The organism is Streptomyces sp. GQFP (assembly GCF_021545335.1).
Lineage (GTDB): Bacteria > Actinomycetota > Actinomycetes > Streptomycetales > Streptomycetaceae > Streptomyces.
On the sequence record NZ_CP089312.1, the window covers coordinates 2,475,105 to 2,487,270 of the forward strand.

General features: G+C 69.3%; 12 protein-coding genes. 1 reads left to right on the forward strand and 11 read right to left on the reverse strand.

Annotation, left to right across the window (positions count from 1 at the left end; translation table 11 throughout):
* From LUX31_RS10630 to rpsB, 9 genes are all read right to left on the reverse strand, one after another.
* Complete coding sequence (locus LUX31_RS10630; RefSeq protein WP_235474540.1) at positions 1-1,689, reverse strand: ABC transporter permease; 1,689 nt, start codon at positions 1,687-1,689, stop codon at positions 1-3.
* The gene (locus LUX31_RS10635) at positions 1,665-2,732 is read right to left on the reverse strand and encodes a thiamine ABC transporter substrate-binding protein (RefSeq protein ID WP_443046049.1); all 1,068 of its coding nucleotides are present in this window, start codon (positions 2,730-2,732) and stop codon (positions 1,665-1,667) included. The genes LUX31_RS10630 and LUX31_RS10635 overlap by 25 nt, the downstream gene beginning before the upstream one ends.
* A gap of 281 nt (positions 2,733-3,013) precedes the next feature.
* The gene (gene rlmN, locus LUX31_RS10640; protein WP_235474542.1) at positions 3,014-4,120 is read right to left on the reverse strand and encodes a 23S rRNA (adenine(2503)-C(2))-methyltransferase RlmN; all 1,107 of its coding nucleotides are present in this window, start codon (positions 4,118-4,120) and stop codon (positions 3,014-3,016) included.
* A 100-nt stretch (positions 4,121-4,220) separates the two neighbouring features.
* Positions 4,221-4,892, reverse strand: a complete 672-nt coding sequence (locus LUX31_RS10645) for a hypothetical protein (protein ID WP_235474543.1) — start codon at positions 4,890-4,892, stop codon at positions 4,221-4,223.
* Positions 4,893-5,041: 149 nt separating this feature from the next.
* The gene (locus LUX31_RS10650) at positions 5,042-6,163 is read right to left on the reverse strand and encodes a phosphatidate cytidylyltransferase (protein WP_235474544.1); all 1,122 of its coding nucleotides are present in this window, start codon (positions 6,161-6,163) and stop codon (positions 5,042-5,044) included.
* Positions 6,163-6,720: a ribosome recycling factor gene (gene frr, locus LUX31_RS10655; protein WP_053739750.1), complete on the reverse strand. Its 558-nt coding sequence runs from the start codon at positions 6,718-6,720 to the stop codon at positions 6,163-6,165. Before frr ends, LUX31_RS10650 begins: the two co-directional genes overlap by 1 nt.
* A gap of 153 nt (positions 6,721-6,873) precedes the next feature.
* Positions 6,874-7,632, reverse strand: coding sequence for a UMP kinase (gene pyrH / locus LUX31_RS10660; RefSeq protein ID WP_235474545.1), 759 nt, complete (start codon positions 7,630-7,632; stop codon positions 6,874-6,876).
* A gap of 203 nt (positions 7,633-7,835) precedes the next feature.
* On the reverse strand, positions 7,836-8,672 hold the full coding sequence (gene tsf, locus LUX31_RS10665) for a translation elongation factor Ts (RefSeq protein WP_235474546.1): 837 nt from the start codon (positions 8,670-8,672) through the stop codon (positions 7,836-7,838).
* Between the two features lie 98 nt (positions 8,673-8,770).
* On the reverse strand, positions 8,771-9,709 hold the full coding sequence (gene rpsB, locus LUX31_RS10670) for a 30S ribosomal protein S2 (protein ID WP_235474547.1): 939 nt from the start codon (positions 9,707-9,709) through the stop codon (positions 8,771-8,773).
* A gap of 272 nt (positions 9,710-9,981) precedes the next feature.
* Here rpsB and LUX31_RS10675 point away from each other — a divergent pair, with 272 nt between their 5' ends.
* Complete coding sequence (locus LUX31_RS10675) at positions 9,982-10,557, forward strand: M23 family metallopeptidase (protein ID WP_235474548.1); 576 nt, start codon at positions 9,982-9,984, stop codon at positions 10,555-10,557.
* A gap of 135 nt (positions 10,558-10,692) precedes the next feature.
* Here the strand turns inward: LUX31_RS10675 and LUX31_RS10680 are convergent, their stop codons facing one another.
* Positions 10,693-11,250 carry a TetR/AcrR family transcriptional regulator gene (locus tag LUX31_RS10680; RefSeq protein ID WP_235479872.1) on the reverse strand — a complete coding sequence of 186 codons (558 nt, stop codon included), beginning with the start codon at positions 11,248-11,250 and terminating at the stop codon, positions 10,693-10,695.
* 61 nt (positions 11,251-11,311) lie between these two features.
* Complete coding sequence (whiG, locus tag LUX31_RS10685; RefSeq protein ID WP_235474549.1) at positions 11,312-12,154, reverse strand: RNA polymerase sigma factor WhiG; 843 nt, start codon at positions 12,152-12,154, stop codon at positions 11,312-11,314.
* Positions 12,155-12,166: the final 12 nt, after the last annotated feature.

The following is a 12,166-nucleotide window of genomic DNA, read 5'->3' on the forward strand; positions in this document are numbered from 1 at the left end:
TCAGAACTCCCCCGTCCGGTCGGTCCGCAGCCGCTCCAGCACCAACAGGGCCACCGCGCACACCACCATCAAGATCGTCGAAAGGGCCATCGCCTGGCCGTAGTTGAGGTCACCCGGGCGCCCCAGCAGCCGGGCCACGGCGACCGGCAGGGTGGGGTTGTCGGGCCGCGCGATGAACACGGTCGCCCCGAACTCGCCCAGCGACACGGCGAACGCGAACCCCGCCGCGACCAGCAGCGCCCGCCGCACGATCGCCAGATCGACCTCACGCCAGACCCGCCAGGGCGAGGCCCCGAGGACGGCCGCCGCCTCCCTGAGCCGCCCGTCCACGGCCCGCAGCACCGGCAGCATGGTCCGCACCACGAACGGCACCCCGACCAGCGCCTGCGCGAGCGGTACGAGGATCCAGCTGCTGCGCAGATCGAGCGGCGGCTCGTCGAGCGCGATGAGGAACCCGAACCCGACGGTCACCGCCGACACCCCGAGCGGCAGCATCAACAGCGCGTCGAACCCCCGTACGAGCCGCCCGGCATCGCGCCGGGTGAGCGCCACGGCGGCCAGCGACCCCACCACGACGGCGATACCGGTGGCGGCGAGGGCGTACTGGAGCGAGTTCCCGATGGCGGCGATCGGCGCGACGAGAAAGATCCCGGAGTCGTCACTGGTGAGCGCCCTGTAGTAGCCGAGCCCCGGCCCGCCGGGCGTATCGAACGACCGCTGCACAAGAACACCGAGCGGCAGCACGAGCAGCAGGGCGATACTCACCAGCACCCCGCCCAGCAGCGCCCACTGCCCCCGCCCACGCGGCCGGCGTGAGGTGGTCTCCGACGCCACGAGCCGCAGCGCGCTCTCCCGCCGACGTACGGTCCCGGCGTGTACGGCGAGGATCGCGCCCACTGCGACGAACTGGACGATCGTCAGGACAGCGGCCGTACCGAGGTCGAAGATCTCGGAGGTCTGCCGGTAGATCTCCACTTCGAGGGTGGCGAAGGTCGGCCCGCCGAGGATCTGCACCACCCCGAAGGAGGTGAAGGTGAAGAGGAAGACCATGAGCGCGGCGGCGGCGACGGCGGGCGCGAGGGCGGGCAGGGTGACCTGCCGCCAGGCCGCGAACCGCGAGGCACCGAGCACCCGCGCGGCCTCCTCCTGCCTGGGGTCGAGCTGCGCCCAGAGCCCGCCGACGGTCCGCACCACGACGGCGTAGTTGAAGAAGACGTGCGCGAGCAGGATCGCCCACACGGTCGTGTCCAGCCGTACGCCCCACAGCTCGTCGAGCAGCCCGCCGCGCCCGACCAGCGCCAGGAACGCCGTACCGACGACAACGGTCGGCAGCACGAACGGCACGGTCACCACGGCCCGCAGAATCTGCTTGCCCCTGAAATCGAAGCGCGCGAAGACATACGCGCCGGGGAGCGCGATCAGCAGCGTGAGCGCAGTCGACGCGAGCGCCTGCCAGGCGGTGAACCAGAGGACGCGCCGAATGCCGGAGTCCGCCAGCACGTCCCCGATCTGCCCGAACCGCCAGACCCCGTCGACGTGCAGGCCGCGCGCGACGATGGCGGCGACGGGATAGGCGAAGAAGAGCGCGAAGAAGAAGACGGGCAGCACGAGCAGGGCACCGCGCAGAGCGGCACCCTTAGCCCGTCCGGTCACCAGGCCTGGGGCTACTTCAGTACGAGCGATGTCCACGACTTGACCCACTGGTCACGGTGTTCGGCGATCTTCGCGGGAGCCATGGTCTCGGGGTCCTTGGCCTGCGGCCCGTACTCGGTGAACTCGGCGGGCACCTGGGCGCCCTCCCGCACCGGGTACACGAACATGTTGAGCGGCATGTCCTCCTGGAAGGTCTTGCCGACGAGGAAGTCGAGCAGCGCCTTGCCGCCCTCGCTGTTCCTGGCGTTGCTGAGCAGCCCGGCGTACTCGACCTGCCGGAAGCAGGTGCCCGTCGCGACCCCGGTCGGGGCAGTGGCCGGCTTCGGATCGGCGAAGATCACCTCGGCGGGCGGCGAGGAGGCGTACGAGACGACGAGCGGCCGGTCGCCCTTGGCCTTCTTGCCGCCGGCCGACCCGGAGAACTCCTCGTTGTAGGCCTGCTCCCACCCATCGACGACCTTGACGCCGTTGGCCTGGAGCTTCTTCCAGTAGCCGGTCCAGCCGTCGTCGCCGTACCTGGCGGCGCTGCCGAGCAGGAAGCCGAGCCCGGGCGAGGAGGTGGAGGCGTTCTCGGTGACGAGGAGGTCCTTGTAGGCGGGCTTGATCAGATCGTCGAAGGACTCGGGCGGGGTCAGCTTGTGCTCGCTGAACCAGGCCTTGTCGTAGTTGACGCAGATGTCGCCGGTGTCGATCGGCGTGACCCGGTGCTTGTCCTCGTCGGCCCGGTACGCGGGCAGGATCGCGTCGGCGTCCTTCACCTCGTACGACTGGAAGAGCCCGTTGTCGAGCGCGCGGGAGAGCAGGGTGTTGTCGACGCCGAAGAAGACATCGCCCTGCGGGTTGTCCTTGGTCAGGATCGCCTTGTTGACGGCCTGCCCGGCGTCGCCGTCCTTGAGGACCTTGACGGTGTACCCGGACTGCTTCTCGAAGGCGGCGAGAACGTCCTTCGACACGGCCCACGAGTCATGGCTGACGAGGGTGACGGTCTTGGACTCCGCCGCCGACCCGCTACCGCCGTCCTCGGACCCGCACGCGGCCAGCGTGACGAGCCCGAGTCCGAGGGCCACGGCCGTGACCATGACCTGCTTGGTGGTGCTCACTGGATTCTTCCTCCTGGGATGACCAGGAAGAGACGCGGCCCTGCCCGGGACCTCATGGAGGGTTCCCGGGCAGGGCGCAACAGCTTGAGTGATGACCGAACTTCCTACCCAGAATGACCTGGGCGAGGTTCAGAGGGTCTGCGGTCTGTCCCGCACTCTCAGCGCTGTGGCGCTCCCCTGTCGGAATATGAAGATATGTAGGTACGACGTAAGCCTACCGCCCGGTGGCCGCGAGCTACCGCCCGGTGGCCGACCGCAGGCTATCGCTCGGTGGCCGCGAGCTGGCCACACGCCCCGTCGATCTCCTGCCCCCGGGTGTCCCGAACGGTCACGGGCACCCCGTGTGCGGCGATGGCCTCGACGAACGCCTTCTCGTCCTCGGGCCGCGAGGCGGTCCACTTGGACCCCGGAGTCGGGTTCAGCGGGATCAGGTTGACATGCACGGGCTTGCCCCGAAGCAGCCGCCCGAGCCGGTCACCGCGCCAGGCCTGGTCGTTGATGTCCCGGATCAGCGCGTACTCGATGGACAGCCGGCGCCCCGACTTGGCCGCGTACTCCCACCCGGCGTCGAGCACCTCCCGCACCTTCCACCGGGTGTTGACGGGCACGAGGGTGTCGCGCAGCTCGTCGTCGGGGGCGTGCAGGGAGATGGCGAGTCGGCACTTGAAGCCCTCGTCGGAGAACCGGTTGATGGCCGGCACCAGCCCGACGGTCGAGACGGTGATCCCCCGCTGCGACAGCCCGAGCCCGTCCGGCTCGGGGTCGGTCAGCGCGCGGATGGCACCGACGACCCGCTTGTAGTTGGCGAGGGGCTCACCCATGCCCATGAAGACGATGTTGGAGAGCCGCGCGGGACCACCGGGAATCTCCCCGTCCCTGAGCGCACGCATCCCATCCACGATCTGGTGCACGATCTCGGCGGTGGACAGGTTCCGGTCAAGACCCGCCTGCCCGGTCGCACAGAACGGGCAGTTCATCCCGCACCCCGCCTGCGAGCTGATGCACATGGTCACCCGGTCCGGGTACCGCATGAGCACCGACTCGACGAGCGTCCCGTCGACCATCCGCCACAGTGTCTTGCGGGTGGTCTCCTGGTCGGTCGACAGATGCCGCACGACCGTCATCAGCTCCGGAAGCAGCGCCTCCTGGAGCTTGGTGCGCGAGGCGGCCGGGATGTCCGTCCACTCGGCCGGGTCGTGCGCGAACCGCGCGAAGTAGTGCTGCGAGAGCTGCTTGGCACGAAACGGCTTCTCACCGATCGCGGCAACGGCCTCTTTACGCTCGGCAGGCGTGAGATCGGCAAGATGCCGCGGCGGCTTCTGGGCTCCGCGCGGGGCGACGAATGTGAGTTCTCCGGGCTTAGGCATGGCTGTACCAGTGTCGCAGACATCCGGACAGCCCCTCGCCGCCCTGTGGACAACCTCCGAACCATGCACAAAAGGCCAGCTCAGCAGAGCTGAGACGCCCTCACCGCGGCGCCGCCGCCATCGCCCCCCGCAGCTCCGCCACCTCTCGCTCCAGCTCGCGGTAGTGGTCGCTGACCTTGCGTCGGGCCGTCGGTACGACGTGGCCGCCGTCCAGTTCGGTCAGTCGGGTGGCCAGGGCGGTGAGGGCCGTCCGCCAGGTGTGCCAGCCGTCGGCGCCCTCGGCGGCCGCCAGCTCGTCCTGGGCGGCACGCAGGGCCTCGTGGGCCCCCTCGCGCAGCGGGACCAGGTCGGCGCGCAGCCGCTCGGTGCGTTCGCGGAGGTAGGCCAGGGACTCGCCGACCCCGGCGAACGTCTCGCCCAGCTCGGTCATCGACCCGGTGTGCTCCCCGAGCGCCGCCAGCCAGGGAGCGGCCACCTCGGCGCCGTGCTCGGCCGCCTCGACGGTCGCCGTACGGATCTCCTGGTACTGCTGGGACACGCCGTCCAGGTCGGCGAAGACAGTCACCGCGCCGAGCGTCTGCTCCCGGATCGTGTCCGAGGGCACCCCGTCGCCACGGTCGAGCAGCGCTTCGAGCCGCGCCAGTTCGCCCCGCATCTCCCGGCTCAGCTCCAGCAGCGCCTGATGAGCGGCGTCTGCCGCCTCGACCGGGCCGGTGACAGCTGCCAGCCCTTCGGCCTGCCGCTCGCGTCTGACACGACTACGCCCCCACATGCACGCCACCCCTTCCGGACACATCGACCACACCGAAGTCGATCTTAGGTTCGAAAGGGGTGGTTTCGGGCCGACGTAGGTGTTTCACAGGAAACCCGGACCGTACTGGAACATTCCGACCGCTCTCGGCACCGCCGTCGCCCCCGCCCTCAGCCCACGAAGGCGACGAAGAGCAGCCACACCACAGGAGCCGTGGGCAGCAACGAGTCCAGCCGGTCCATGATCCCGCCGTGGCCCGGCAGCAGCGTGCCCATGTCCTTGATGCCCAGGTCCCGCTTGATCATGGACTCGCCGAGGTCGCCGAGCGTGGCGCTGACCGCGACCGCGAGGCCGAGCAAGAGCCCCTGCCACCAGGTGCCGTCGTCGATCGCGAGCTCCATCAGCAGCGCGCCCGCCACCATCGCGAAGAGGACCGCCCCCAGCATGCCCTCGCGGGTCTTGCCGGGGCTGATGCGGGGGGCGAGCTTGTGCTTGCCGAAGCGCCAGCCGATCGCGTACGCCCCGGTGTCGCTGACCACGGTCAGCACCAGGAACGTCATGACGCGCTGCGCACCGTCGTCGGCGGTGAGCATCATCGCGACGAACGTGGCCAGGAAGGGGACGTAGAAGGCCGCGAAGACGCCCGCCGTGACGTCCTTGAGGTAGCCCTCCGGTGGTTCCGTCATACGCCAGACCAGGACAGCGAGCGCGGTGAGCGCCATCGCGACCCACGCGCCCTCGGCACCCCGGACGTATCCGGAGACGACCATCGCGGCCCCGCCGAGCGCGAGCGGCACCAGGGGTGCCTTGATGCCCTTGCGCTCCTGGAGCCGGGACGTCAGCTCCCACAGGCCGACCACGACGGCGACGACTATCACGCCGACGAAGACGGCCTTGACGACGAACAGCGACGCGAGGATCACCGCACCGAGCCCGATGGCGACCCCTATGGCCGCGCCCAGGTCCCGGCCCGCGCTCTTCTTCTGCGGGGCGGGCTGGGCGGCGTCGTCGGGCGTGGGCATGGAATCCGGCTTCTGCGGCACCGTCCCGTGGGGCTGCGCCTGTGGCGTCTCGTCGCGGAACAAGGGGCCGCCCGGCCGAGCGGCCCCCCGGTCGTCATCCTGGTCCCCGCCATGTGCGGGTACGTCGGGCACGATGGGCATGGGGCGAGTCTGCTGCGCGTGGTGCGCATCGTACGCGGGACCCGCCGGGGCAGCCCCCTGGACAGGCCCCCCGTCGGACGGCCCCCAGTACCCGGCGTGTGGCGGCGCCCCCCAGGAAGAGTCGTTCATCAGACTTCGAGAAGCTCCGCTTCCTTGTGCTTGAGAAGCTCGTCCACCTGTGCGACGTACTTCGCGGTGGTGTCGTCGAGCTCCTTCTCCGCGCGGCGGCCCTCGTCCTCGCCGACCTCGCCGTCCTTGACGAACTTGTCGATGGCGTCCTTGGCCTTGCGGCGGATGGACCGGATCGAGATCTTGGAGTCCTCGGCCTTGGTCCGGGCGACCTTGATGTAGTCCTTGCGGCGCTCCTGGGTGAGTTCGGGGAACACCACGCGGATGATGTTTCCGTCGTTGCTCGGGTTGACGCCGAGGTCGGAGTCCCGGATCGCCTGCTCGATGTTGCGCAGCGCGCTCTTGTCGAACGGGGTCACCACGGCCATGCGCGGTTCGGGCACGGAGAACGAGGCCAGTTGGTTGATCGGCGTCAGCGCGCCGTAGTAGTCGGCCACGATCTTGTTGAACATCGCCGGGTGCGCACGACCGGTGCGGATCGCGGCGAAGTCCTCCTTGGCGACCACGACGGCCTTCTCCATCTTCTCCTCGGCCTCGAGGAGGGTCTCTTCGATCACCACTTGCTCCTGCGTGTCTTGAGTAGGCCCGGCTGCTGTTCGGTCAGGGTCGGCGGCCGGCTGCGTCGCGTCTTCTTCCTGCACGGTTCCCGACCGGCAGGCCATTGTCCATCCCCCGCTCAGGGTCCGTCCCCGGGCAGGGCTGATCCCTGGTCAGTCCCGGCTGCCCTGTTCACCGACGAGAGTGCCGATCTTCTCACCCTTGACGGCCCGCGCGATATTGCCCTCGGTCAGAAGCTCGAAGACGAGGATCGGGAGCTTGTTGTCGCGGCACAGCGTGATCGCGGTCATGTCGGCGACCTTGAGGTCCCGGGTGATGACCTCGCCGTAGCCGAGCGAGTCGAACTTGACGGCTTCGGGGTTGGTCTTCGGGTCGGAGTCGTAGACCCCGTCCACGCCGTTCTTGCCCATCAGCAGCGCCTCGGCGTCGATCTCCAGGGCGCGCTGTGCGGCGGTCGTGTCGGTGGAGAAGTACGGCATGCCCATACCGGCGCCGAAGATGACCACACGGCCCTTCTCCAGGTGCCGTACGGCGCGCAGCGGGATGTACGGCTCGGCGACCTGCCCCATGGTGATGGCGGTCTGGACCCGGCTGTCGATGCCCTCCTTCTCCAGGAAGTCCTGGAGGGCGAGGCAGTTCATGACGGTGCCGAGCATGCCCATGTAGTCCGAACGGGCCCGGTCCATGCCGCGCTGCTGGAGTTCCGCGCCGCGAAAGAAGTTGCCGCCGCCGATGACGACGGCGATCTGCGAGCCGTCGCGCACGACGGCCGCGATCTCGCGGGCAATCTTGTGCACCACGTCAGGGTCGACGCCCAGGCCCCCGCCGCCGGAGAAGGCCTCTCCGGACAGCTTCAGCATGAACCGGCCGCGTACCTTGCCGTCTTCGCTCTTCTGGGCCTTGGTGGTCATGGAGAATCTCGCCTCTTCACGTGTCACACATACGAAGAAGGCCACTGCCGGTGGGGTGTCGATCGCATCCCATGCTCGGCAATGGCCTCCTCGTCAGATCTGCTGTCGTCCGCCACGCGCGCGTGCGTGACGGCGTACGCGCGTGACTGCCGTCGACCCTATAGGCATGCCTACGCGGGCCGCGCGTCGATCGCGGTACGGACTCAGATGCCGACCTTGATGCGCGTGAAGCGCTTCAGGGTGACACCGGCCTCGTCCAGGACCTTCTGGACGGACTTCTTGTTGTCCAGGGCGTACGGCTGGCCGAGCAGCGTGGCGTCCTTGAAGAAGCCGTTGACGCGACCCTCGACGATCTTCGGCAGGGCGGCCTCGGGCTTGCCCTCGGCGCGGGTGGTCTCCTCGGCGACACGGCGCTCGGTCTCGACGACCTCGGCCGGCACGTCCTCCTTGGAGAGGTACTTCGGCGCGAAGGCGGCGATGTGCTGGGCGATGCCCTTGGCGACGTCGGCGTTGGGCTTGTCCAGCTCGACGAGGACACCGATCTGCGGGGGCAGATCGGGCATCGTGCGGTGCATGTACGCCAGCACGAAACCGTCCGCGTACTGCGCGAAGCGGTCCAGGACGATCTTCTCGCCCAGGTTGGCGTTGGCCTCGTCGACGTACGCCTGAACCGTCTTGCCGGCCTCGATCTCGGAGGCGAGCAGCGCCTCCAGGTCGGCCGGGGAGGTCTTGGCGACGTGCTCGGCGAGCGCGTTGGCAGCGGCCTGGAACTTCTCGCCCTTGGCGACGAAGTCCGTCTCGCACTTCAGCTCGACGAGGACACCGGAGGTGTTGTCGTCGGCGATCAGGGAGACGACGGCGCCGTTCTCGGCGGACCGGCCCTCGCGCTTGGCGACGCCCTTCTGGCCCTTGATGCGCAGGGCCTCTACGGCCTTGTCGACATCGCCCTCGGCCTCGTCCAGCGCCTTCTTGCAGTCCATCATGCCGGCGCCGGTGAGCTCACGGAGCTTCTTGACGTCGGCGGCGGTGTAGTTCGCCATGATTCTCGGAGTCTCTCTCGAAGTCTGAAAGATCTACGGATCGAAGGCGGGGGCCCGATGGAGGTGCCCCCGCCGTCAACAACCCGAAGGGGTGAGGGTCAGGCCTGCTCGGCGTCCGCGGCCGGAGCCTCGGCGACGGGAGCCTCGACGGGGGCCTCAGCGGCGACCTCGGCCTCGGCGGCGGCCTCGACCGGAGCCTCGGCCTCGACGGGGGCCTCAGCGGCAGCGGCCTCGGCGGCGGGCGCCTCGGCGTCGTCAGCCTTCTTCTCGCCCTCGAGGAGGTCGCGCTCCCACTCGGCGAGGGGCTCGGCGACGGCCTTCTCGCCCTTGTCACCGGTGTTGACGCCGGAACGGGAGATGAGGCCCTCGGCGACAGCGTCGGCGATCACGCGGGTGAGCAGGGTGACGGAGCGGATCGCGTCGTCGTTGCCCGGGATCTTGTAGTCGACCTCGTCGGGGTCGCAGTTGGTGTCGAGGATCGCGACGACCGGAATGTTGAGCTTCCGGGCCTCACCAACGGCGATGTGCTCCTTCTTGGTGTCCACGATCCAGACGGCGCTGGGCACCTTCTGCATCTCGCGGATACCACCGAGGGTCTTCTCCAGCTTGGCCTTCTCGCGCGAGAGCACGAGAAGCTCCTTCTTGGTCAGACCGGACGCGGCGACGTCCTCGAAGTCGATCTGCTCGAGCTCCTTGAGGCGCTGCAGACGCTTGTAGACGGTCGAGAAGTTGGTGAGCATGCCGCCCAGCCAGCGCTGGTTGACGTAGGGCATGCCGACGCGGGTCGCCTGCTCGGCGATCGCCTCCTGCGCCTGCTTCTTCGTGCCGACGAACATGACCGTGCCGCCGTGGGCGACGGTCTCCTTGACGAACTCGTAGGCGCGGTCGATGTACGACAGCGACTGGAGCAGGTCGATGATGTAGATGCCGTTGCGCTCCGTGAAGATGAAGCGCTTCATCTTCGGGTTCCAACGACGGGTCTGGTGACCGAAGTGGACGCCGCTTTCCAGCAGCTCCCGCATCGTGACGACGGCCATGGCCGTTCTCCTTGTGTTTCTCGGTTGTGCCGCGGGTACCGGCCGGCACCCGCGCCTGACGCCCGATTTGCGCCTTGCCGCGAGGGACCGAGAGGCGCTGACACCGACTCCATACGGGGCCTGATGTCGGGGCGTGCGAAGTCGACCCGGTGACCCGGATCGCCAAAGGAAGTGTACGGGACCCGCGGGGCCCCGGGTGACGCCGTTGTCCACAACCGGTCAGTACTCCACAGGCCCGCACGAACCACCGCGAATCGCGCCAGCCTCCTCCCATGCGAGCGAACCGAGGAGCGTGCTGGACCGTGGGCCTGCTACTGACACTGACGACGTCGACGGCACAGGGAGCTGCCGGACCCGACCCACTCACGCCGAACGCCCCTCCCACCCCCACGCTCGCCCGGTCCTGGCCCGTGGGCACCCGCCCCCTGGTCCTACGGGCATGGGAACCACCCCCGACGCCCTACGCGAGGGGCCACCGAGGCGTGGACCTGGCCGCAACGCCGGGCGCCCCGGTCCGAGCGGTGGCCCCGGGCCGAGTGCACTTCGCGGGCCGGGTGGCAGGCCGGGGAGTCGTCTCGGTGGAACTCACGGGCACAGGCACTCCGCCCCTACGAACAACGTACGAGCCGGTGACGGCAGCACTGAAGAAGGGAGCGGAGGTAAAGGCGGGCGAGATGGTAGGCACGGTGGAACCAGAAGGCACCCACTGCCCGACGACGTGCGTGCACTGGGGCCTCCTACGAGGCAACACCTACCTGGACCCGCTCACACTCCTACCCCCATGGCTCCTACGCAGGGGCCCGTCCCGCCTACTACCGGTACAAGGCGTACCCCTGCCGCAGCCCTAGCCTACGGGCGGCAACCGCCCACCCAGCCGCCTAGCCTGCGGGCATGCGTGCCGCCAGGGGCGGCACGGGTGGGCGCAGGCGGCACCCCGCAAGCGCGGGCAAGCGAAAATCCCCCGACCCCAGCGACACCCACCCTCAGCCCCGCACACCCCGCAGAGCCACCCCCACAGCCGCATCCGTAATCACCGCAGGATCCTCAGCAACCCCGAACTCGATCCGCCGCACAGCAGCATCGACAACCCCCTGCAGCAACATCGCAGCCAGCCGAGGCTCCGCATGCCCGATGTCCCGCAACGCCTCGACCACCATCGCGACCAGCCCACCGTGCGCGGCCCGGATCTTCTCCCGGGCCCCCGCATCCAGCTCACTCGCCGAGATCGCCACCACGGCCCGATGCCGCCGATCCCCCACCAGCGCGAGCTGCCGACGCACATACGCCTCGACCTTGCCCTCGGGCCCCTCCGCAGCAGCCATCGCCGCCTCGACCTCGGCAGCCCAGACCGGGAAGTCGACCTCGCACAACTCCTCGACGACGGCCGCCCGCGACCGGAAGTACTCATAGACGGACGACCGCGCGAGCCCCGTCCGCTCGGCCAGGGCCGGGAAGGTCAGCGCCTCCGTCCCGCCCTCGGACAGCAGGGACCTCGCCGCGTCCAGCAGGGCGGCTCGCTGCATCGACCGGTGCTCGGCCACGGAGGCCGCTCGAATCCTTGGCACGTCAACCACTGTACGGACGCACGGCCCCGGAGGGGAGTCAGCGCCCGAAGCTCGCCAGTTTCGCGCGCAGTTGCAGGACCGACTTGGTGTGGATCTGACTGACCCGGCTCTCGGTCACGCCCAGTACGTTGCCGATCTCCGCGAGGGTGAGCCCCTCGTAGTAGTACAGCGTCACGACGGTCTTCTCCCGGTCGGGCAGTGTGTTGATCGCCCGCGCAAGGAACCGCCGCAGCTCCCGCCCCTCGGCCACCTCGACCGGGTTGTCGGCGGCGGTGTCCTCCAGGGTGTCCATGAGGCTCAGCCGGTCGCCGCCCTCACCCCCCGCGTGCAACAGCTCCTCCAGCGCGACCACGTTCGCCAGCGACAACTGGCTGAACACGGCGTGGAGTTCGTCGACGGCGATGCCCATCTCGGCGGCCACCTCGCCCTCCGACGGCGTCCGCCGCAGCCGCGCCTCCAGCGTCGCGTACGCCCGCTCCACGTTGCGCGCCTTCTGCCGTACCGACCGCGGAATCCAGTCCAGCGCCCGCAGTTCGTCGATCATCGCGCCCCGGATGCGCGTGATCGCGTACGTCTCGAACTTGATCTCCCGCTCGATGTCGAACTTCTCGATCGCGTCGATCAGCCCGAACACCCCGGAGGAGACGAAGTCCGCCTGTTCGACATTGGGCGGCAGCCCGACGCTCACCCGGCCGGCGACGTACTTCACGAGCGGCGAGTAGTGCAGGATCAGCTGCTCGCGCAGCCGCTCGTCGCCCGTCGTCTTGTACGAACGCCACAGCTCGTCGAGCGTCGAAGGAGCGGGCGGGCGCCCGCTACCGCCGTCGCGGGCGGCCGGTGGGGCCGCCGCCCGGTCGGACCCGGAGGTGTGCTGGGGCATACGTCGCCTAGT